Origin of the sequence: Paenibacillus sp. FSL H7-0690, from assembly GCF_037980415.1 — a bacterium.
Lineage (GTDB): Bacteria > Bacillota > Bacilli > Paenibacillales > Paenibacillaceae > Paenibacillus_AQ > Paenibacillus_AQ odorifer.
On sequence record NZ_CP150281.1, the window covers coordinates 1,357,475 to 1,378,792 of the forward strand.

Here is a 21,318-nt window from a genome sequence, read left to right on the forward strand (position 1 = left end):
GGAGGACATGCTTAAGTTTAAATTTGTTGCTGCAAAGCCTGTAGAAGCGGATCCTGACGGTCCTTCGTTATTACCAGATTATAAGGTATACGAATTGACCTTGCTGCAGAGGATTCTGACCCTTACTGCAGGTGGACTGCTGATGTATGGAATTGGATATCTTTTTTATCATCATTGGCTGCTGTCGTTGCTGCTTATGCCTGGCGGAGCTTATGCCCCGCATATGCTGCGTAACTATCTACTGAAAAGACGTCGAAATGCACTGAATTTACAATTTAAGCAGACGTTATTTTCGCTGTCTTCCTCCCTTTCAGCTGGGCGTTCGGTGGAGAATGCATTCCGAGAGGCGGTTCAGGATTTACGTATGCTCGACCCGGAGGGAAGCAGTGATATGATCTCCGAGTTAAACATTATCTGTGCACGCATGGAATATGGACAGCCTGTGGAAGAAGCGCTGCGGAACTTTAGTGAAAGAGCGGGAATGGAGGACATCGAGCGATTCGCGGATGTGTTCTCGGTCTGTAAACGTACTGGTGGTGATCTTGTAGAAGTGGTGCGCCGTACATCAACGATTATCGGTGAGAAGCTGGATATTCAGCAGGATATTGCTGTAAGTATTGCTCAGAAGAAATTTGAGGCTAAGGCACTGCTTATAGCTCCGCTGATCATGGTGATGTTTATGAGTTTGACGGCTGGAGAATATATGGAGCCAATGTATACAGGAGCGGGTATAGCCATATCGACATTAGCGCTTATTGCTTTATTCCTATGTTATCTCTGGACTACTAAAATAATGGACATTCCACTGTGAAGGGGGTGAAATCATGCGCTGGCTATGTGCGGTGGTTACTGTTATTTTGCTGATAGTCTGGGTTCTACTGCGAATTCAATGCGGCAACAGATATGTCGCGTTACGCAGTCTTCCTATGGAAGGATTACGGCTTCGGAAGTTAGGCGAACCGTTATTACTGCTTATTGAGAAGAGTGGTATCGCCAGTCGGTTTCCCTCACTGTTGTTCAGAATTCAGCGTTCTCTACGGCGCAGTTATGGGATGCGTTATAGCGCAGAGCGGACCCTGCTGTTCATGGGTGAGATGCTAAGTTACAGCTGGCTGTTGCTTGTAGGTGGAAGCTTGATTACAGCATTTAGTGGCGAACAGGCAGGTATGATATTGGGTGTGTTTTTGGCAATTGCTCTACCAACCGCTATGGTCAGTGATCTGCACAAAAAGGTGAGAGTTAGGGAGCAGAATATTATGCTCGAATTGCCAGAGCTGCTGAACAGTATTGTGTTGTTGGTTGGCGCAGGAGAGACCGTGCAACGAGCTATTATTCGCTGTGTGGAAAGCCACCGGGGGGATACGAATCATCCTCTGTATAAGGAGCTAATGACTATGACTAGTGAATGGGAGGGCGGATATTCTTTCCAGCAGGCTTTTGAAAATTTTAGCAAGAGATGCGCTGTGCAGGAGGTATCGGTATTCACAACGACAGTTTTGCTGAATTATCGCAGAGGTGGAGCGGATTTTGTGCTATCGCTACGTGATCTGTCGCGGATGTTGTGGGATAAACGAAAGGCACTTAGCCGGACGCGCGGAGAGCAAGCATCCTCTAAATTAGTTTTTCCGATGGTAGTTATCTTTTTAATAGTAATTGTACTGGTGGGAACGCCAGCATTTTTGATGTTAAAAATGTAGGAGGCTGAAGCTGATGGTATCAACAATGTTGGACAGTATGAAGAACTTTTGGGAAGACGAGGAAGGTTTAGGAACTTTGGAGATGATTTTGATTATTGCTGTCTTGATTGCAGTTGTTCTTTTGTTTAAGGACAAAATTCAAGAGGTAGTAGAAGCCTTAATTAAAACGGCGGGTGAAAAGAGTCAGGAAGTATTCGATTGAACAAGTTTAAGGGTGATCAAGGCAGTTTTACTATTGAAGCGTCACTTCTGTTGCCGATCGTCATGTTTATTACGATGCTTCTTTTGTTTTTTTGCTTGTATAGCTATCAGAAGTCCATGCTGTTGCAAGTGGCCTCAGGAGCTACTGAGCGGGCGGCTTACAACTGGGACAACAGTCACAAGGAGGTCTCTGGTTCTTACATGGCTGGTGAGTATGACTCCCTTTATTGGAGAATTGGGGATGATGCCTTGTTAGCCTCATTATTTGGTGGAGAAGCTGGCAGTGCTGGCGTGACAATAGAGTTGCCCGGTGAATTATCAGAGAAGAGTGAATTGCCAGTGCTTAAACTGGGCCAATCGTCTACTATGATTCCGGACAATATGCCAGGAACTATGCGTTATGCTCACAGCCTTACAGGACGGAGAGTAAAGGCCGAGTTAAATCGTCTACTGAGCTTGCCTGTGCTTGATAGCATTCTATCGGATGAAGCTAACCCAACTGTTGAAACCCAGTCTATCATTGTCGAGCCTGTTGAGTTTATTCGTACGGTCGACCTGATGCGTTATTTTGGAGCTAAATTTAAAGGGGGCTCTGAGGGTAGTGGATCTGCAGTTTACATGGATAAGAAGGATGCTTCTGCTATGCTGACCAAGCTTCAGGATAAGTAAAATCTCTGTTCAAGGGAGGGGGTTTTAATGAAAAGTCTAATTACGGGTTGTCCTGCTAAGGGCAAAACAGAAGGCTCAGTTACAATTTTTCTAATCATGGTGCTGGCTTTCGTCTTTCTATTTACTGCTGTGCTGATTGATTATGCGCGAATCGCTGCGTTCAACGTTCAGGAGGAACGATTGGCGAGAGCCAGTATCCGCTCTGTTATGTCTTCATATCATGTTGAATTGCGTGAGAGATACGGTTTATTTGCATTCGGTGATAGTGATGGTGATATGCTGCTGTCCAAAGTGCTCAATGAAAATTTGCATAAAAGTGGGCGGGGGGATACGTTCAATCTCTTACCCTTTGCACTGGAATCCTCCTCTTTGGAATGGAGCCGGCCGCTGGGAAGTTATGATGTTTTTCGTCATCAAATACTGGAAGAGATGAAATATAAGGCTCCGGTTGATTTCGCCTTGGAGCTGGCAGGTAAATTCAAGCCGCTGTCGGGCGTAATGGCAGAGGCCTCAAGAGCTACTGAATTACTTAGTAAGCTGCAACCTTTATATGATGAACGTGAAGAGAATTTGGATCTAATGTTAGAGCGGAGAAGCCAAGCGGCGGAGAGTGGAAGAAGAGTACTGCTATGGATTATGAATCCGCCCGGAGATTCTATCTCGGCCCATTCGCTCGGAAGCATGCAAGCAGCCGCGGATATACCAGCACAGTATAGTGACTATCTTGGGAAATATTACGAAGATCTATATCGTGATAGTAAAAAGCCTGCAAAGTACACTTATCAGTTGGCACTTTATCAGAGCCGAACTTCAGAGATGTTGTCGCGGCTCCCATCCTTATTAACAACCTTTCATGAAGAACATGGACAATCAATGGAGGAAGCGAAGGATGCGTTAAACAAAGCGCAGCAATTGAATGACGAGATGAGAGATGTTTTGGCAGCTTCCCGAATAAGTGGCGTAAATCTGGCAGACGATCCTGCTAAGGACTGGGATATTCCGGGAAACTCGGGGGAAATAAGCGCTGATCCGCTTAAAAAGCTGCATGAACAGGAAGATGCCTTGATCCTCTCTTCGGCTGACATTAGTAGTATGGATAATAGTTTATTTATGCAGCAAAGTGTGTACGAGTCCATTGAACCGACGGTAACAGGATTATCAGGAGTGTTGCATGAAGCTTTGGGAGTCAACGGCGATTCCTACCAAATGATTTCCTCTGTTCTAGGGGCTTCGCATGTAGTGGACAACTATTATAAAAAATACGGTAAGAAGGGAAGTGTTATCGCTAGTGATTTGGCTTTTCTTGAAGAGCATCGCAGCTCGGATAAAGCACGTAAGCAAGTAGAGTGGGAAGCCAAATCCAAGCTGGGCGAGGTTAGAGCACTGCTGAACAAAATTAGAATGCTAGGTAGCGCAGCGGCAGCTTCGATGGAACGTTATCAAATCCTTCATCAATTTTATGAGGACAATGTTTCATTTAACAACGGATTGGAGTCTCAATCCTCTGATAAATCTGAAGTATCCTCAGATCCCTATGCTGCTGGAAGCTCGGCGATGAAGGATATTGACGGGATTTATGCAGCAATGAGTGGCATTATGGGGGGCGCTAGAGACAGGCTTTTTCAAACGGAGTATTCCGCGCTTTATTTTCAGCATTTTGATGTTTCAAAGTTAGCTAGTCTGGCACTGAATTCTCTGGAAGACACTAGTGAGCTCACAGATCAGCTTGATCCTCGCGCTCAGGAGCTGGAATACATTTTATACGGATTTCATAATCCCGCAGGGAATGTGGCCGCAGCCTATGCCGAAATATTCGCGATGAGGTTGTCCATTCGCACAATGGAAGGATTTATAGAGAAGGCAACCTTGGGAAATCCACTGGCTGTTCTAGCGGCGGCACTGTTGTGTGGAATCCAGCATGCCATTCAGGATATGTTGCAGCTTTGTGAGAAGGATGCGATTCCTTTATCCAAATATATGCCGGCGCAGCTGACTTACCGTGATCATCTGCGACTGTTCATGATAATGCATGGAGGCGGGGAAGTGCAGCTATCGCGGATGCTGGCTCTGATTCAACTGAACACAGGAATAAATCCTGCGGAAAGAAACACCTATGTATCATCGGACATTAAGCTCCAAATGCAGTTATGGTTTCTGCCAGGTGTAGTTAAAATGTTGAATTACACTGCTGGTTTTCCGGGAGAGGTACAAGGGAATAAGTATCTGAGGGCAGTAAAAGCTGATTATTCTTATTAGCGGGAGGTTGGTAAGGAGATGGGGGATGGGAATGGAATCAGAGGGGAGGACAAGGAAGAAGGTAGCATGGTAGTAGAAGCGGCGATGGTTCTTCCGTTCTTCCTGCTATTCGTCCTGTTCCTGATTTCTATCGTACAGATGACCTTGTATTCGACAGCTTTGCAAAGTACAGCATCAGACACTGTAAAGTCTATCTCAACTCATATGTATCCTGCGGCTTTGGCGGTGCAGAAATGGGGAACATCCAGCGAAGTAAGTGATGATTCAGGAGGGGATGACAGTGATCATTCTGCTGGCCTGAATTGGACTATTCCTCGCTTGTCACTTACTGATTGGGGCGATAGTTATGCTGAGTCTTTACCCAAGCCGTTAAATGAGTGGGTTATGTCGGCTTTAGAAAGTGGTGAGGGACCGTTGCAGAAGCTTCAGGCAGAGACTAGTGAAAGTGTACTTGATCTTGCGATCAAACCTTTATTGAAACCATACCTGACATCAGATTTACTGGATTATGAGCGAATTCATGTATCTAATGTTATGGTGCCGGAGCTAAAAGAGGGTACTCGTCCCTACCTTGGGCTAGTGGTTAGTTATAAGCTGCCGATGAAGGTCCCCTTTCTAAACCAAAGTATTGTTTTAGAAGCAAGTGCTGTTGAACGCCTCTGGATCGGGGATACGGGAGAAGGCATAGCCAAGGAGGGGAACGGTACTGGCCAACCAGATGAATTTATTGAAATCTTAGAAAAGCCGAACCCGGCTGTAGCGAATAAGCAAGGCAAGGTTCGTGCCAGAATACCGCCGAATGCTACTGCCAGCTTGTCAGTCTTTTATAAGAGCGGGGGCAGTACTGCCAAATATTTAGGCTGGAAACAAGCGGATGCAGATGGATATATCGAGTGGGAATGGAAAATTGGTGTAAATACCACACCGGGCTCGTGGCCGTTTGTTATACAACTGGATGATGGTAGATCTGTTGAGGTTATGTTCACAGTAGTGAAGTGAAAGGGTGGAAAAAGGAGTGTAATAAATGGCAGAGTGGACATTTTGGGGATGTCTACCGTTTTTAGCAGCGGCACTGATTACAGATTTGAAGTCGATGAGAATACCAAACTGGATCACCTTGTCAGGCTTGCTCACCGGTCTGCTTGCACAAGGGGTGATCAATAGCTGGCATGGACTGCTGAGGGCTTTCGGGGGAGCTGCTGTAGGATTTACAGTCCTTCTGATCATGCATTTAATAGGGGCGGTTGGCGCGGGGGATGTTAAGCTTTTTGCTGGAATCGGAGCGTGGACAGGGATGTTGTTTACGCTGCAAGTCGTCATGTACTCCGTACTATTTGGTGCTTTAATAGGCTGGTTAATTGTTTTAAAGAGACGGGAGGCGGTCAGTCGTTCGCGTAAGATCATCAGCAGAATTTCTGGATTTATTTTATGGAAGAGCCCGTTTCTATTAAAAAATAACGATAGTGAACTGTTGAAATTTCCCTTCATGCTGGCAGTAATTCCTGGTTCCATATGCGCTTATCTATACTTTTAGTTCGGGAGGTGATGTTTGTTGTTCGGATTAACCCGTGATTTTATACAACAGGATGGTATATATATGATCCTTGGTGAACCCGAAGAAATACCTGCGGAGAAGCTTAATTTAATTCAGGCGCGCATGCTGATGAACACCGACATTCCTCATCATTTGAGGCTGTTACTTAGAGAAATAGATATGAAGGTTACTATGGAATACGCTGTTTTACGCAAAAAAATGCTTAGTCATCTACTCAAAGGAGAGAAGCTAAGTATGAGTTCATTTTTCGGGTTATTGCTGCAAATTGCCCAAGGCATGGAAGATGGCAGGTTATATATGCTGCGGGCGGAACAGTATGCTTTGCATGCGGATTACATTTTTATTGAAGGGTCGTTACAGAGCGGTAAAGTATACCTGACCTACATACCCATTCAGGAGAATAAGTCTGGTTCAAAGCTTGGAGAGTCACTCAAGTCACTAATCATGGTGTTAATGGCATCTATCACAGAGCTAACTGGCAGTGGTGTGCAAAGACTATTGCAATATTGCAGTGAAGAGGGATTTACTCCAGCTGGCTTAAAGATTCTTTTATCAGAGTTGCTGACAGAAAGAGAGCCCGTTACACCTGAAAGACAGCTTCATGAAGGCGTAAAAGAATATCTAGTGAAAGAGGCAGCAGCTCCACCATTAAGAAAAATATATGAGCATCGCGAAGATAAGGGATTGGAGCAGCCGACTGCTACTCCTTGGATCAGCAGCTATCCAAATCTTAAGATAAAAGAGGAGGAGAGCGTGTCTCTAAGCTTGGAGGATGAGCAGGTAACGAATCCGCAAGCCTCAAGCTCAAGAACCTATATAGTGCTAGGGTGTCTATTAGGCGATGCACTCCTGTGGAAGTTTCTATATTTGGATAGTCCAAAGCCGTTATGGCTTGCCGTCTGTGGAGTTGTGACGATTGTATTGGCTGTTTTAAGCTGGATGGTTTGGAGCGGAAGGCTAAAGGTTGGTAAAGAAGATGAGGATTGTCTGAGTGAGGATTCTGAAGATACTAACTGTAATCCGAGTCGGAAAGAATTGGAGTGGAATTTTGGCAGGAACCCTGTGGCTTCTACACGTCCTCCAGCAACAATCCCAAAGGTAACTCCGCAATTCTCAGATTCAGCAGCTAACGTTCCGGTAACCCGTCATGAATCACTAACAGAGGAACATTGTTCTATTAAAGCACCAGAAGCCATAGCACCAACAACTTTATTATCACAGGAGAAACCGCCTAAGCAAGGACGACAAATCGAAAAGCTGGATCGGAGTATTCCTTATCTCCAAAGAAGCGGTGAGGAGGGTGAAGAGGCGGAAATGATCGAGTTAAATCGAACTAGCTTCATTATCGGCCGATCGGCAGAGGTGGCTCAATATGTGGAAAGATCAGAAGGAGCCTCTAGAGTACACGCTGAAATATCTAGAAGCACCAGCGGATATATTCTGAAGGATCTTGACTCCAGAAATGGAACGCTTTTTCAAGGTGAAGCCATGGTCCCGTATAAAGAGTATCCACTAACAGAGGGGACCACATTTAAAATTATAAAAGGAAGCTACACATTTCATACAGCATGAAGGTGAGTTTTAACGATGAATGTGGCTCTACAATTTTTGTTTTTTCAAATCTTCTAAAGCGACTTGAAGTGTAGGGAAGGTAAAGTCAAAGCCATGATTTAATGCCGCTGCGGGCAGGACGCGCTGACCTTTGAGTAGGATTTCGGATAATTCCCCGACTGCTGTTTTTAACAGGAAGGCTGGCAAAGGGAACCAGTGCGGCCGTTTGTAGACTTTGCCAATCGTTCTGCCGAACTCTTCGTTCGTTACCGGATGTGGAGCAGTCGCATTAACAGGTCCGTTAATCGTTGGATTTTGCGTACAGAAATCAATTAGACGCACAATATCCGTCAGATGGATCCAAGAGAGCCACTGCTTTCCAGAGCCAATGTTGCCGCCAAAACCTAATAAATAAGGCAGCTTCATTTTGGGGAATGCTCCGCTCTCATTGCCGAGCACAACTCCGGTACGCAGCTTGACCACGCGGATATCATGGTAGGTTTCATCTGAAGCCTCTTCCCATGTCTTAACTACTTCTGAAGGGAAATCCATGACCTGGGCTGGTGAGGATTCACTAAAAGTATCCTCTAAAGAGGTACCGTAAATCGCCACGGCGGAAGCCTGAATGATTACGGAAGGTTTTTGCTTCATTTGATCTACTAACTTAGCTGCTGCGGAAACGGTTGCAAGTCGGGACTGCATAATCGCCTTTTTGCCACTTGGACTCCAGCGCTGGCTAAGGGAAGCTCCGGCGAGATTAATTAGGGCAGCTGCATTTTCCACTGGAGCGGGATTAGAACTTAGACTGTCCCAGGTGTGGTAACTCAGCTTAGGATGAATTGTTGTTGCGTCTTTTGGTAAATTCCGACCTACAATAGCAACTTCATTACCTGCTTGCAGCCAGTATTTTGCTAGTTCGCTACCTATAAAACCGGTGCCGCCACATATCACATATTTCAAAGGAGGGCCTCCGTTCTAAATCGTACAATTCATTAAAAATTACTTAAACAAATGCTGGTAAGCAGAGTAATCGATTTTATTCTTTTCGAGAAAATTGATAAGAAAACGGTTATCGCGCCGCGGTGTGGCAACTATGTAACCTTTAATGCAGTGATCGCGAGTAACTTCTTTTGCATTGCTCTCGACGGCGATTTTTCCGATCTCGGCAGCAATAGAATGCTTCGCAATATCACGAAATGGACCAGGTACAGGCTGAACAAGCTGGTCCAAAAAGGCTTTTGTTTCGTCACTCCAGAGCGGGCGGCTACGTTCCACCCAGTAATTTTGCCAGTCTAGCTTTGACTTTCCATCAGCTTTGGGCAGGACCTTTAGGAATTTGCGGAACATAAAAAAACCGCCGATACACATGGAACCAAGCAGCATAAATGTCCAGAAAGCGATAGAGTTCATAAACCAATTGCTCGGTGTGGATAATAAACCAAGTCCTGATTGGATAAACATGCATACACCACCTTTTGGCAATGAGGATTCTCACACGAATTATTCTCATATTAAAGTATAGCTTATTTCCAAAGTTTTGCGAAGCAGAACCCGGCATATTGGCCTCGTCTAGATTTATTTTTCCGATCACGGTAGAATAGGGGTTAATTCGTGAAGGAAAGAGGGAAGAAGTATGCTGAAAATAGGTTCACATGTGTCTTGCTCGGACAAGGGTCTTTTGACCGCAGCAAATGAAGCAAATGAGTATGGTTCCAGCTCGTTTATGATATATACAGGAGCGCCGCAGAATACGCGCCGCAAGCCGATTGATGCCATGTATCCCAACGAAGGGAAGCAAGTTATGAAAGAGAATGGTGTAGAGGAGATTGTTGTCCATGCACCTTACATTATTAATCTCGCTTCCTATAAAGAGAATACGTACCAACTGGCTGTTGATTTTCTGCAAGAGGAAATACGCCGTACCCATGCACTTGAGGTCAAGCATATTGTATTACATCCTGGTGCGTTCACTGATAAAGATGCTGAATATGGTATTCAGCGGATTGCAGATGGCCTGAATGAGGTGCTTGGAGGCACGAATGAAACGGAAGTGCATATCGCTCTAGAAACTATGGCTGGTAAGGGAACAGAGATCGGCCGCAGTTTTGAAGAAATCGCTTCTATTATTGCTAAGGTCGAACATAACGAACGTCTATCGGTCTGTCTTGATACTTGCCACATTCATGATGCTGGTTATGATATCGTTAATGATTTGGACGGTGTTCTCAACAAATTTGATGAGACTATCGGGTTGAATCGTCTTGGTGTAATCCACATTAATGACAGTAAAAATCCATGTGGCGCTCGCAAAGACCGTCACACGCCAATTGGCTCGGGTTGGATTGGGTTTGATACGATTAACAAAATCGTACACCATGAAAAGCTGGAAGGTCTGCCTTTCATTCTGGAGACCCCATGGATTGGTAAAGATGCTAAGACACAACGTCCGATGTATGAGGTGGAGATCGCTTTGCTGCGTGGTAACGTAGCTGAACGCTTTGGACCGGAATTCGTGCAGGATGTTGAAACATTACGTGAATTTTTTGCCAAGCAGGAGATTGATTCCCGTCAATATGTACTTAATGTCTGGGAGCTGCTGAAGAACGATGCCAAAGCTAAAAAAGCTGATCCACGTGAACCACTGGAGCGTCTGTACGATGAAGTTGTCGCTGCCCAGCTGTTCCCGCAACTAAGCGAGGAAGCTATTAATCATCGTTTAATTGCTTGGTTAGCAGGCAAATAAGTGCTCGTGAACGCTTAAGCTATACTTCAGATTGCGTATGTAGATGAGAGGATGGGAAGAGGGTCATGGAATTACACGTAAAAAGAAACAATTCGTCAGGTGTCGAGCATTATTCCAACCGGGCACGTATGCTCATTTCCTGTCCTGACGGACCGGGAATTGTGGCGGCTGTATCACACTTTCTGTATCAGCATGGCGCAAATATTGTGCAGTCGGATCAGTATACGATGGATCCAGATGGTGGAATGTTCTTTATGAGAGTCGAGTTTGACCTACCTGAATTAGGCGATCGTCTGGAAGAGATTCGCTCTCAATTTGGCGGAGTGGCGGAGCGTTTTAAGATGGACTGGAAGATTTTTAATGTTCGTCATAAGAAGAAACTTGCCATATTCGTCTCTAAAGAAGACCATTGTCTTGTTGAACTGCTCTGGCAGTGGCAAGCGGGCGATCTCGATGCCGATATTGCCCTCGTCGTTAGTAACCATTTGGATATGAAATCTTATGTCGAGTCGTTTGGCATTCCATTTCATCATATTCCAGTCACAGCGGATACTAAGGATGAAGCAGAAAAACACCAGTTAGCGGTCATCGGAGACGATATCGATGTTATTATATTGGCACGGTATATGCAGATTATCTCGCCGTCCTTTATTGAGCATTATCGCCATCAGATTATTAATATTCACCACTCTTTCCTGCCTGCCTTTATTGGCGGCAATCCATACGCCCAAGCGTACCAACGTGGGGTGAAAATTATCGGGGCAACCGCTCACTATGTTACTGAAGAACTAGATGGTGGACCGATTATTGAACAGGATGTGCAGCGGGTAAGCCACAGTGATGATGTTATTGAGCTGAAACGGATTGGGCGTACCATTGAACGTGTCGTTCTGGCTCGTGCGGTGAAATGGCATATCGAGGACCGGATTCTCGTCCATCAGAACAAAACTGTAGTATTTAAATAAATGTATTCTCCGGTGAAAGCAACGGTTATGCCCGAGGGCTTTCACCGGAACCCTTTAATTTAATAGTTCACTAAATCTCTATCAGGTAAAAAAGCATTTTACCAGCAGCTTGGCTATTTATGCCAAGGTGCTTTTTGTCGTTCTCAAAAATCATGTAGTTAAGGAGGTGGAAGGTTTGGCGTTACAGCGAGGACGTTTGTTAAAACGTAATTATTTTTTCGCAAGTCTCATTTTGATTACTGGATTCGGGGGATTGCTAGGTTATGATCTCTATTTCAAGCCCTACGTGCTTTCCCAAACCGTGGTCAAAGTTAAGGTGCGAGCTGGGGAATCTCTACCTAAAAATTATGAGCTGAAAGCAAGTGATTTGTATCTGGATTCTGTTCAGACCAAGGATATACCTTCTGGTGTAATTACGGAAATCGCACAAGTGGAGTACAAAATTACGAATGTGAATCTGACTAACGGTAGTATTTTGACAGCATCACTGGTGGATGTTAGTGATTTAGAGCCTTTGCAGGATGAAGGTATATTTCCTATTCCGAAGGAGGCTATTTATGCCATCAATGGTTCGTTGCGAAGCCGGGATAAGGTAGACATTTATCTTGTAGAAGGTGAGCGAGAGAAGCAGCGAGAGGCGCTTGGTTCAAATACAGTTAAAAAAGAAAACGAGGAACAGGTGAAAAAACAAAGCTTGCTTAGCGATCCTGCTAAAGAGATCTTTTTATCTGGAGTTACCGTGAACTATGTGCGAACAGAAGACAATAATGATGTGCAGGATTCTGAGAAAGGCAACAACAATAACCGATTCACTTCTACTGGCAAGGTGGCGACACCAGAATTGAAGCTGAAGAAAAGTGAGGGTCAACGGCTAGGGCAATTTTTGGAGCAGGGCAAAAAACTGTGGATCGTACGGGTAGAGTAGGGGGAGATTGCCTTGAAAATATTTAGTCTGGGCATAGATCAGTTAACGATTAATGATATCAAAAACGCGGGATTTAATGTAGTTACACAAAACGTGTATCCCGATCCGGCGCATACCGAAGGTCATATGTTAATGGTTACTAGTGACCAGGTATCTGTTCAAGCGCTTAGCGAGCTGCGATACAAATATCCAAGCTCTATGATCCTGTATTTATATCTGCAAAAGGGAATTCGCGGCTATCAAGCTGTGCATATGTTATGTGAAAGCTTAGGTCTATATTTTATTCCTCCTCGTTCTACCTCGTCAGCAGTGATAGAGAAGATTCGTTTTATCCTGGAAGAGGATGACGAGGAACGGAGCAATTTGGTTGGCTTTTTTGGCTCAGGTCCAGGCATTGGCTGCACGAGTGTGGCGAAGCTGTTCGCAAGACGAATTGCTGCGGCAGGTCTACGTGTTCTTGTACTTGGTTTGGATTTATATGACCCCGGGTATGACCGCAAAGCGACGATAAGTCTAGACAAACTGCGCCCCAAGCTTACAGGGAAGATGATTCATGATGAAGATTTCGAGCAATTGATTAGGCAGGATGGCTATTTGTATCTACCGGGTAATTACGACTACTTGAGTGTCCAGGATTATCTGGAGGAAGAGATCGAATATTTCTTGGCTAGAGCTGGAGCAAATGCGGATGTGGTTATTGCTGATTTCGGTTCAATTCCCGAGAGTGCTGCGTGGTATGTCGGTATGCAAAAGTCGTCGTTACGCATGATTGTCACTCATCCTAAACATGAACATAGATTAGAACCTCTATTCGAGCTTGCGGGGCATATAGATCTGCGTCCGCATGATTTCCAGCTGATCATTAACCGCAGTAATGTGGAGGAAATATCTTCGTCCAAAAATATGGCCCTTAGATTTGGCACTGAAATCTTGCTGGAGCTACCGTATTACCAGCCCTTGCAGGAAAGCTTGCCTCTAGGCAAAAAAGAGCTACAGCATGTGGATGATAAGGTACATTCTCTATTGGTGTCGATGGGATTAGCGCCAGAGGCCAAAAAGAAAGGGATATTTCTATGATTGAAACTCTCGCGAGTCGTCCACTCTTTTCTCTAAAACAAAGCGTGTTACGTACTAGCAAACCGGGCAAGGAAGATTTTTATGCTTTTTTACAAAAAATGAAAACCGAGATGAACGAAGGGCTAGAACGTGAGGATGATGCTTACTTCGAGCTAAATGCAAAGGCATTAATTGGCGATCCGCAGGCAGTTAGCTTTTTTATGAATGAGATTGAGAAGTACTTACGAAAAACACCTTTTACTGGAAAGGTTCCAGAAGCGTACCGAACGGCGGCAGAGGCCCTGTATCACGAGTGGAAGGGTTTTGGACCAGCGTATCGTTGGTTTACTGATCGTGCATACAGCGAGTCAACCGGATTACAAATGATTGGGAAACAAATTTTTTATAACCATAAAGGTGAGTTTATAGCTTACCCGTATGAGATGCCTTCACTGGATCGGGTGGAGCAGCTGAAGCGTTCCTTGCTAAAAAGTGATCCCAATAAAAAGCTGAACAAGGATAATCCTTCGGTGGAGTTCAAAATGGATGATCCGCTTTGGCCAGGTAGATTTATTCGGCTTGCGATTTGGGTATCACCTAGGGTCTGGGAGGGTTTTACTACGATATCACTGCGGCGACAGGTTGTGGATTTTCTGGATTTGGAGGATCAAGCGGGTACGGAATGTATTCCTGCCGAGGCGGTTGAGTTCATTCGGGCGTTATCGTCCACGTTTCGCAATACCATTATTGCGGGTGCTGTAGGGTCAGGAAAAACAACCTTTGCCAATACGATCGTTGGTGAGCAACTGCTTGGCTCTTCCTCCTGCATGGGAGTAGTGATGATTGAGAAACATCCGGAATCCATTTTACCGTATCAAATTAAAGGCCATCGGATTATTCCAATTCAAGCTGCGAATGAGGAACTGATGGAGGTGGGAGTAGAGTCGCTGCGGCATGACCCAAATATTTTGTATATGACAGAGATGCGTTATAACGAGTGGGAATTTTATTTGTGGAGTGGGGAAAAAGGATACGACGGGATCACCGGAACCTTCCACACCGTGGATTCGGAGGACATTCCTTATCAAGGTGCGTTTGCTGTGTCGACAAGAATTGGCGGGAGTCTAAAGGGGCATTTGATTTCTGCGCTGAAATCATGCGAGCTGGTGTTTATTTTGGAGAGTGTCCCGAACGGGAAGAAGCGGCTGGCGCGAATATCAGAAATCTTTTACGAAGAGGATAGAAATTCAGTGTTTGCTAATGATCTTATGCGCTGGGAGCCGGAGGAAATGTGTTGGTCTTATAATGACAAGCTGACGAAAAATCTGATGCTGAAAATGACTAAGAAAAATGCGGAGGCTACACAGATTGTCCAGAAAGAGCTGGGGCGACTTGCATCAACAAAGCCGATGGATCAGCCGCTTAAAGAAAGCTTGAAATCTAAGATAGTACTTAATGAGTGAAGGAGGTACAGCTATGGATTTACTATTTTATATTTTTCGTTTTGTCCTTCATTTATGGATTGTGTGGGGACTGTGGTTACTCACCAAACTGCTCATCGAAAGGCATTTACGGCAGGTAGTCCAGAAATTCGATTTTCGAATTAAACATAAGATGAGTATTTTTGGCAAAAGAGTTAGCTCGGTTAAAAAAAGGCTGTGGCTCTACCGCCATCTGGACAAGCTTCTGTATTTCGTACACCGGAAGTATGAACCGGGTATTAGCGTTATGCGTTTTGTTATGCGTACAGCCATTTTGTTTATTGCTGTTTTCTTATCAGGACTACTGACACTTAGTGAGCTCCCTGGAAGGTTGAGTTTTAACAATCCTTTTTTGGAGGGGATTACTTTTAATGAAGGACAGCCGATTCAGGGGGCGTGGAGATTTCCGCTTTTTATAGCTGTAATATCTGCGACGATTCCTTATTTTCGTATGAGATACATCTATGCACAGCGGAAGGTACATGGAAGCTACGATCTCCTCGATGTAGTCAAAATCTCCACCAAATTCACACATTTGTCGGTAGATTCGATTCTTGATCGTACAGCGGATTTTCTAACAGATAAAAATGTACTAAAGAGTCCTCTGAAGCTGCTTGGTGCCGCATTTTCTAATTACAGTAATGAGAAGGAGCTTGTTGAGGAGGCAGGGAGATTCTCCAGTGCGATTGGCACCACCTTCGCTTTAGAGTTTATATCAGATCTGCTCTATGCCGAGAAGGAGGGAACCCGTTATTTAAAAAGCTCGCTAATGCTGTTGAATCGTTCTATGGAGCAGCAGAGAGAGACGATTTTAACTGTAAAAGCAGGAAGCAGAGATGCGATCAGCCTTGGCTTATATGGGAATCTTCTGGTGCTGGTATCTACGGTTGGTACCTTTATGTATATGCTGAAGCCCGATATCTATTTTCAACTGCAGTTCGAAACTACGGTAGGTCTTTCCTTTTTGATGGTGATCGTCTCCGGCCTTTTTATCTCTTTTGTGATCAGTACTATTCTTGCCAGGCCCAAACTGGACTACCACTAAGGTGATGAACTATGGATAGATTATTACTACTAATTACAGTGATCGGGATCGTGTATGTCGCATTACTTGTGTTTGTGAGCAGCAGCAGTAAGCAGGAACGATATCTTGTCCGACTGGGCATCCGGTGGAATTCGCTGGGTGAACACGTGCAGAGTGATAGATTTCAGCAATTGTTGAATGAATGCGGTTTATCAATTTCGGCTCGAAAAGTTACGCTATTTCGTTATTCAGCGGCAATCATCTATTTATTTAGCCAAGTCGTCAGCGATTTCATCCGATCTGTTCCTTTTTCATTCTATGACCCTCTAATTGCTCTACTTATTCTCGTAATCAGCAGTCCGATGCGTTATCTTCCGCTTGGTTGGGTGTTGGCGTGGCTTCACCAAAAGACGAATATTCAAAAAGATGGCGAGTTGATCTCCTTCATTCGTCTCTATGAGAATAATCGCCTACGTAAGCGCGGATATGTGCAGTTTGGTGCTTTTTGTGGGAGTACAGCGGGACATTTTCAATATATACGTCAGGATTTGTATGAGCTGTCAGAACGGGCAGTAGATGAGGGTGTGGAGGGGGCGATTGAATGGTTTTGTGCCAAATTTCCGGATAACCATCACTTTATTAATGACATCCGGTCCATTTTGCTGGCGACAGAAGGCATGGATGATGACACGGAAGCTGCAAACTATTTGCGTGAACAAGGCAAGATTATCTCCAAAATCTCCAGCGATCAGTATTTAAAAAAATGGTCTTTCATCGGTGATCTATCGACGATTATTAATGTTATTCCATCGATTGCTACTTTTTTGATGATCGTTGCCATGGCGATGCAGTACATTTTGCTAATCAAGGGAAATTTTAATGGAGTCGGCATGTTCCAGTGAAAAATTGTATATTCAACCTTATTTTTAAAACCTAAAATAAAAAGGGAGAAATTAACAATGAAAAAAGACGCTATTTCTACAGGTTTGTTTATCGCTATCGGTTTTTTGTGTGTGGCCATCGTAATTGCCATTTTGATTCCTCTGGTGCGTGACGTGATTAATGCTGCCGATGATAATAGACCGACGATCCCGGGGGTATCTCTAACTCAACCGCTGGATTCCAGCCAGACTGCACTAACTATGTCCATGACTCACGTTTCGGTATAAGTCAGATGAAAAAAGACTCTATTTCCGTCGCTATGTTTTTGGCCATTGGCTTTGTAATTGCGGGGATGTTTGTCACGGTAGCTACGCATATGATCGGCAGCAGTCAGGACGATATCATCTCACATACTAAGCAAGTGGAACAGTATTAGAAGGAGGCGTGTCTAATGAAGGAGACCGTCCTCCGGGCATTGTTCATGTGGCTAGTCCTGTTTATTATCCTGCAGCCTATCTTCACCTACATAGATTATCTGCTAGATTTACAGGTCAAAGCGAATACGTCCTATATCACACAAAAAGCAGCAACAGAGGGGATGGTTACAGCTTCTATGCGGAATGAAGTAGTTTCAAATCTGAAGGCGATTGGATTTTCTGAAGCATCGATAGAAATTACTAGCAGTACAGACACCGTTCAAGAGCGAAAGCAACGAATTGATGTGTATGTAACCGCGCCGCGGATAAATCTGTTTCCTTATAATTTTTCTACGGTTTCGCAGCCGACTCGATATTATGGGCATGGATCAATTATGAGTGAGTATCTCGATTGACTAAGGGATGAGCGTAATTTATGGATTACATTATTAAGCTGGCATTTGTCCTACTGATCTTTATCTACTCCTGGTTCTTTCAGATCCAGAATCAGGAGTGGGACCAGCTGCGCAGCATGTTAAAAGACGCAAATAATATCGCTGTTCACGATGCCGCACAGGAATTAGATGAGACCGAATTGACTCGTGGTCGTCTGATTATAGATCCTACAGAAGCGTACGATACTTTTCAGCAAACCCTGCAGAACAATCTAGGCCTTGATAGCGGCCTTTTCCCCCAAGGGAGCAATCGTTTTAAGACACAAGTAAAGATTGTGAAATTCGATATTATTGATGATTCCGATGGTGTGACGTTTCCACTTTTATACGAGGATAGCGAATATGGCATAACCAAATACATCGCAGGTCCTTCGGTTATTGCCGTCATTGAGACGGAGCACCCGGTTCTGATCTTCAGATCCAAAACACAACAGCCCATTAGGGTGCCAGCAGTTCAGGAATATAAGTTCAATAAGTAAGAAAAGCCAATTAAAGAAAAGGGAGAGATTCAGTGATGAAGAAGAACATTTTAAGAGCAGCTTTGACTACAACAATGTTACTTAGCATGGTATCGGGGCAAAACGTGATTACTAACGCAGCAGCGGTTACACCAGTAACCGCATCTACACCATCAGCTACAGCAAAACCTGCTGCTACACCAGCACCCATTATGAGGGATAACTTAAGTAAATATGGTTTGAAAAAGGATTTAGAGTTGCCGGTTACGGTTACGGCGGGTGAGCTTAGTTATACGCTGGAGAAGATTATGATTTATGATTTCAAGTCAAAAGATGCACAAAATTTAGTGAAAAAATATGATTATGAATCTTTTGGAGGGCTTGTTAGTAACCCAAAGTATTTTATTTGGACTAAAATTACAATTAAGAATAACAGCAAAAACACTGTGAAAAGATCATTGAATGATCGTGAGAAATTATGGACGTTAAGTTTACAGGGTAAATCTCAATTAGATACAATTTGGCCAAAAGCTAATGTGAAAAAATTAAATAGTAAGGAAGCCTATTATTACTACACCATTAAGCCAGGGGAGCAATTAAGTACTTACCAAGCTTATTTGTATGAGGAAGACTTTAAATACTTTGTTATTCGTTTATTCTATGGCGGTGAATTTGACGAAAAATTTGTAGTTAACTCACAGGAGTAGAGTAGGAATGAAAAAAATAATCATCTCATGTCTATGCATTATACTACTCGCTTCCCTAATGACAACCATTTCTGTAGAAGCAGCTGAGATGAAATTGATTTCGGTTGCTGTTCCTATTACTACAGGGTTACAAGGATCAAGCAATGCTGCTAAGGACTTTTATCTGGAACTTCCTAGTGGAGTATCTAGTTCATCAGTTAAGACAGGTACTTTTAAATATAGTGGATCTAACGAAAAAACCAACCTTTCTCTTGAGAATGGGAAAATTAAGGTTACATTAAAGGGAGTCTCTAATCAGAAGTATATAAAAGAGGTTCAGGGTTATAGAGCTTCTTTTGAGTCGCTTTATGAGTCTGAAATATACAATTCTATATGGTTATACTCAGACGGTAGAAGATGGCAAATCAACGAGTACGATGAATACAAAGATCAAATGAAGACAAAAGACGTAGCTGCTGCAGATGGTTATCCCTCTAAGAATCCACCAACAACGGTAGTAACTGCAGGACCTTTTCAAAAAAATGAATACCTAAAGTGGTATAACGGATCGAAGACGGAAGTTATTGATTCTCAAGATGTTATTCAATCTACCATAAAACCTTATGTTGTTAAGAAATCTTCATATGCCCAAGATCCAAAATTTAAAAATGGAAGAGTAATTATAAACTATTCGATTCCTAAGGGCGTCCCATGGGATCCTGAAAATAATGATGGTTTAACTGGAAAGGCAGAAGGACGAAGATATCTAGCATTCGCAGAATATTATTACACGGCAGACGCTAAAGTAACCACCTACAGCTACGGGGGAACAGTCAGCTTTGAATATGGTCTCCCAGATGAAGCTACACTCACAGGTTCTGCAATTCTAGAACAACCTAATCCAAATCCAATTAAGTTTGATAATAAGAATGTGCCAGTTAAAATCGCTTTGAAGGGTGAACTGCTATCCTATAAAGATATTTCGAATATTTCAGAATGGATTTTTTATGCCAAAGAGAAAGGTAATGAAGGCTCACTCCAGACAAAAAAGATGTATATCAAAACTCTAACGGCAAACGAAACTTTCAAGTTTGAAATTCCGAAGGAGAAAGTGGCAGGTAAAAGTAACTACAGTCAAGTGTACGAACTAAGTATAGTAGTGAGATTTAAGAATGAAGTCGTGACCAAAAGAAGTAAGTTCGATTCGTTAAAAGAATCTTTTACAGTCAAAGCAGGAGTGTATACAACCTCAGGTCCTCCGGGCGGAGGGTTTCCAGGTCCTACATCACCGCCAGAACTACCGAGAGAGTTAAAACCCCCAGTAGCTCTTATAAATGCACCGAAGACTGTAAAAGCAGGACAAGAGTTTGTAGCCAGTGAAGCAGGGTCGTATGACCCCGATGGTTATATTACGGATTACTTTTGGGATACGCCTAATGCTAAGGGAGAATTGAGCACTTTGCCAAGGGGAACGCTTTGGTATGATAAAGACCATTTGGGGGAACAAACACTTGCTTTGACTGTAATGGACGACGACAAAATGACTGGAAGTACTAGTACTGAGGTTAATGTCATTGAGCCAAAACCAGATGCATCTATCAGGGTAGATGGTACATTAAAGCAAAATCGAAAGGTTATTATACAAAGTTACGTTAGTAGCCCGACCTACTACCCATTAGTAGATGCTAAGACTAAATTCACCATCACAGCCGTATCAGGTGGAACGAATTCTGATATTAAATATAGCGGATCACTGAACGGAGTATATAGCAAAGATGTGCTATTCAAGAAGCCAGGGAAATATAAAGCAACCATTTATGTGGAGAATTCATTAGGGCTAACTGCGAGAAACGAAACAACTTTTGATATAGCACCAGACCAGAAACCTTTTGCATACTTTACGATGGCTGGAACAGCGTATCGCAATCCTGCAGATGGTAATCAAGCGACCCTATCAATAGATGATATGTCGTACTCACCAGACCAAGATATGGTGGCTCGAAGGCTTTGGGAATACCGCTACGATTCTGATAACAACGGAAATTTTTCAGGGGAACCATGGGTTATTTTTAATAATGAGAATTTAGATCGTTTGAATCTTAAGGTAAGGGAAGTCGGAAAATACGAAGTAAGACTAACTGTATTTGAAGAGTTTGGCCAGCCGACCATCGAGGAGTTTGTGACGCAGGCTGATCGGCAATCCATAGATTCAGAAGCTACACAAAATGTGATCGAACGGATCTTCACGGTTAAAAATCAGGCACCTGATGTCGATTGGTCATGGTAGAGAGGATTAGA

At 43.6% G+C, this 21,318-nt stretch carries 23 protein-coding genes; 21 read left to right on the forward strand and 2 right to left on the reverse strand.

What is annotated here, in order from left to right:
* Window positions 1-7: 7 nt before the first annotated feature.
* From MHI32_RS06025 to MHI32_RS06060, 8 genes are read left to right on the forward strand one after another with little or no spacing between them, the layout of a single operon-like run.
* Window positions 8-811 (forward strand): type II secretion system F family protein, encoded by an 804-nt coding sequence (locus tag MHI32_RS06025; protein WP_076280062.1) that lies wholly within the window; start codon window positions 8-10, stop codon window positions 809-811.
* A gap of 13 nt (window positions 812-824) precedes the next feature.
* Entirely contained in the window at window positions 825-1,697 is an 873-nt protein-coding gene (locus MHI32_RS06030) for a type II secretion system F family protein (protein ID WP_340012022.1), read from the forward strand.
* 13 nt (window positions 1,698-1,710) lie between these two features.
* Window positions 1,711-1,899: a Flp1 family type IVb pilin gene (locus tag MHI32_RS06035; RefSeq protein WP_036681690.1), complete on the forward strand. Its 189-nt coding sequence runs from the start codon at window positions 1,711-1,713 to the stop codon at window positions 1,897-1,899.
* The gene (locus tag MHI32_RS06040) at window positions 1,896-2,567 is read left to right on the forward strand and encodes a TadE family protein (RefSeq protein WP_340012023.1); all 672 of its coding nucleotides are present in this window, start codon (window positions 1,896-1,898) and stop codon (window positions 2,565-2,567) included. Before MHI32_RS06035 ends, MHI32_RS06040 begins: the two co-directional genes overlap by 4 nt.
* A gap of 27 nt (window positions 2,568-2,594) precedes the next feature.
* Entirely contained in the window at window positions 2,595-4,823 is a 2,229-nt protein-coding gene (locus MHI32_RS06045) for a hypothetical protein (protein WP_340012024.1), read from the forward strand.
* 18 nt (window positions 4,824-4,841) lie between these two features.
* Complete coding sequence (locus MHI32_RS06050; RefSeq protein WP_340012025.1) at window positions 4,842-5,822, forward strand: TadE/TadG family type IV pilus assembly protein; 981 nt, start codon at window positions 4,842-4,844, stop codon at window positions 5,820-5,822.
* A 25-nt stretch (window positions 5,823-5,847) separates the two neighbouring features.
* Window positions 5,848-6,357, forward strand: coding sequence for a prepilin peptidase (locus tag MHI32_RS06055; RefSeq protein ID WP_312149731.1), 510 nt, complete (start codon window positions 5,848-5,850; stop codon window positions 6,355-6,357).
* Window positions 6,358-6,372: 15 nt separating this feature from the next.
* Complete coding sequence (locus MHI32_RS06060) at window positions 6,373-7,950, forward strand: DUF6382 domain-containing protein (protein WP_340012026.1); 1,578 nt, start codon at window positions 6,373-6,375, stop codon at window positions 7,948-7,950.
* 27 nt (window positions 7,951-7,977) lie between these two features.
* Here the strand turns inward: MHI32_RS06060 and MHI32_RS06065 are convergent, their stop codons facing one another.
* A complete protein-coding gene (locus MHI32_RS06065) occupies window positions 7,978-8,889 on the reverse strand; it encodes a TIGR01777 family oxidoreductase (protein ID WP_076282024.1) in 912 nt (303 codons plus the stop codon).
* 39 nt (window positions 8,890-8,928) lie between these two features.
* Complete coding sequence (locus MHI32_RS06070) at window positions 8,929-9,390, reverse strand: DUF2621 domain-containing protein (RefSeq protein ID WP_076128197.1); 462 nt, start codon at window positions 9,388-9,390, stop codon at window positions 8,929-8,931.
* 172 nt (window positions 9,391-9,562) lie between these two features.
* On the opposite strand from MHI32_RS06070, the gene MHI32_RS06075 reads away from it, so the two are divergent.
* The 13 genes from MHI32_RS06075 (at window position 9,563) to MHI32_RS06135 (ending at window position 21,307) form a co-directional block, all read left to right on the forward strand.
* Window positions 9,563-10,672: a deoxyribonuclease IV gene (locus tag MHI32_RS06075; protein WP_076206523.1), complete on the forward strand. Its 1,110-nt coding sequence runs from the start codon at window positions 9,563-9,565 to the stop codon at window positions 10,670-10,672.
* A gap of 65 nt (window positions 10,673-10,737) precedes the next feature.
* Entirely contained in the window at window positions 10,738-11,637 is a 900-nt protein-coding gene (gene purU / locus MHI32_RS06080; protein ID WP_340012027.1) for a formyltetrahydrofolate deformylase, read from the forward strand.
* A gap of 175 nt (window positions 11,638-11,812) precedes the next feature.
* Window positions 11,813-12,562 (forward strand): SAF domain-containing protein, encoded by a 750-nt coding sequence (locus tag MHI32_RS06085; RefSeq protein ID WP_076277691.1) that lies wholly within the window; start codon window positions 11,813-11,815, stop codon window positions 12,560-12,562.
* A gap of 12 nt (window positions 12,563-12,574) precedes the next feature.
* The gene (locus MHI32_RS06090) at window positions 12,575-13,639 is read left to right on the forward strand and encodes a hypothetical protein (RefSeq protein WP_340012028.1); all 1,065 of its coding nucleotides are present in this window, start codon (window positions 12,575-12,577) and stop codon (window positions 13,637-13,639) included.
* A complete protein-coding gene (locus MHI32_RS06095; RefSeq protein WP_340012029.1) occupies window positions 13,636-15,081 on the forward strand; it encodes an ATPase, T2SS/T4P/T4SS family in 1,446 nt (481 codons plus the stop codon). Before MHI32_RS06090 ends, MHI32_RS06095 begins: the two co-directional genes overlap by 4 nt.
* 13 nt (window positions 15,082-15,094) lie before the next feature.
* Complete coding sequence (locus tag MHI32_RS06100) at window positions 15,095-16,144, forward strand: hypothetical protein (RefSeq protein ID WP_076282023.1); 1,050 nt, start codon at window positions 15,095-15,097, stop codon at window positions 16,142-16,144.
* Window positions 16,145-16,155: 11 nt separating this feature from the next.
* Window positions 16,156-17,025, forward strand: coding sequence for a hypothetical protein (locus MHI32_RS06105; protein ID WP_036681711.1), 870 nt, complete (start codon window positions 16,156-16,158; stop codon window positions 17,023-17,025).
* A gap of 57 nt (window positions 17,026-17,082) precedes the next feature.
* Entirely contained in the window at window positions 17,083-17,292 is a 210-nt protein-coding gene (locus MHI32_RS06110; protein WP_076137569.1) for a hypothetical protein, read from the forward strand.
* 5 nt (window positions 17,293-17,297) lie between these two features.
* The gene (locus MHI32_RS06115; protein WP_162636675.1) at window positions 17,298-17,441 is read left to right on the forward strand and encodes a hypothetical protein; all 144 of its coding nucleotides are present in this window, start codon (window positions 17,298-17,300) and stop codon (window positions 17,439-17,441) included.
* Window positions 17,442-17,456: 15 nt separating this feature from the next.
* Entirely contained in the window at window positions 17,457-17,837 is a 381-nt protein-coding gene (locus tag MHI32_RS06120; RefSeq protein ID WP_076282022.1) for a hypothetical protein, read from the forward strand.
* A 20-nt stretch (window positions 17,838-17,857) separates the two neighbouring features.
* A complete protein-coding gene (locus MHI32_RS06125) occupies window positions 17,858-18,355 on the forward strand; it encodes a hypothetical protein (RefSeq protein ID WP_076282021.1) in 498 nt (165 codons plus the stop codon).
* A 35-nt stretch (window positions 18,356-18,390) separates the two neighbouring features.
* Window positions 18,391-19,041, forward strand: coding sequence for a hypothetical protein (locus MHI32_RS06130; RefSeq protein WP_340012030.1), 651 nt, complete (start codon window positions 18,391-18,393; stop codon window positions 19,039-19,041).
* A 7-nt stretch (window positions 19,042-19,048) separates the two neighbouring features.
* On the forward strand, window positions 19,049-21,307 hold the full coding sequence (locus MHI32_RS06135) for a PKD domain-containing protein (protein ID WP_340012031.1): 2,259 nt from the start codon (window positions 19,049-19,051) through the stop codon (window positions 21,305-21,307).
* The last annotated feature ends 11 nt before the right edge of the window (window positions 21,308-21,318 follow it).

What these genes read in the sequence shown, in the direction of transcription:
- MHI32_RS06025 (WP_076280062.1), top strand. Translation starts at nt 8, where the DNA reads ATGCTTAAGTTTAAATTTGTTGCTGCAAAGCCTGTAGAAGCGGATCCT.
- MHI32_RS06030 (WP_340012022.1), top strand. Translation starts at nt 825, where the DNA reads ATGCGCTGGCTATGTGCGGTGGTTACTGTTATTTTGCTGATAGTCTGG.
- MHI32_RS06035 (WP_036681690.1), top strand. Translation starts at nt 1,711, where the DNA reads ATGGTATCAACAATGTTGGACAGTATGAAGAACTTTTGGGAAGACGAG.
- MHI32_RS06045 (WP_340012024.1), top strand. Translation starts at nt 2,595, where the DNA reads ATGAAAAGTCTAATTACGGGTTGTCCTGCTAAGGGCAAAACAGAAGGC.
- MHI32_RS06050 (WP_340012025.1), top strand. Translation starts at nt 4,842, where the DNA reads ATGGGGGATGGGAATGGAATCAGAGGGGAGGACAAGGAAGAAGGTAGC.
- MHI32_RS06055 (WP_312149731.1), top strand. Translation starts at nt 5,848, where the DNA reads ATGGCAGAGTGGACATTTTGGGGATGTCTACCGTTTTTAGCAGCGGCA.
- MHI32_RS06070 (WP_076128197.1), bottom strand. Translation starts at nt 9,390, where the DNA reads ATGTTTATCCAATCAGGACTTGGTTTATTATCCACACCGAGCAATTGG.
- MHI32_RS06075 (WP_076206523.1), top strand. Translation starts at nt 9,563, where the DNA reads ATGCTGAAAATAGGTTCACATGTGTCTTGCTCGGACAAGGGTCTTTTG.
- purU (WP_340012027.1), top strand. Translation starts at nt 10,738, where the DNA reads ATGGAATTACACGTAAAAAGAAACAATTCGTCAGGTGTCGAGCATTAT.
- MHI32_RS06095 (WP_340012029.1), top strand. Translation starts at nt 13,636, where the DNA reads ATGATTGAAACTCTCGCGAGTCGTCCACTCTTTTCTCTAAAACAAAGC.
- MHI32_RS06100 (WP_076282023.1), top strand. Translation starts at nt 15,095, where the DNA reads ATGGATTTACTATTTTATATTTTTCGTTTTGTCCTTCATTTATGGATT.
- MHI32_RS06105 (WP_036681711.1), top strand. Translation starts at nt 16,156, where the DNA reads ATGGATAGATTATTACTACTAATTACAGTGATCGGGATCGTGTATGTC.
- MHI32_RS06110 (WP_076137569.1), top strand. Translation starts at nt 17,083, where the DNA reads ATGAAAAAAGACGCTATTTCTACAGGTTTGTTTATCGCTATCGGTTTT.
- MHI32_RS06115 (WP_162636675.1), top strand. Translation starts at nt 17,298, where the DNA reads ATGAAAAAAGACTCTATTTCCGTCGCTATGTTTTTGGCCATTGGCTTT.
- MHI32_RS06120 (WP_076282022.1), top strand. Translation starts at nt 17,457, where the DNA reads ATGAAGGAGACCGTCCTCCGGGCATTGTTCATGTGGCTAGTCCTGTTT.
- MHI32_RS06125 (WP_076282021.1), top strand. Translation starts at nt 17,858, where the DNA reads ATGGATTACATTATTAAGCTGGCATTTGTCCTACTGATCTTTATCTAC.
- MHI32_RS06130 (WP_340012030.1), top strand. Translation starts at nt 18,391, where the DNA reads ATGAAGAAGAACATTTTAAGAGCAGCTTTGACTACAACAATGTTACTT.
- MHI32_RS06135 (WP_340012031.1), top strand. Translation starts at nt 19,049, where the DNA reads ATGAAAAAAATAATCATCTCATGTCTATGCATTATACTACTCGCTTCC.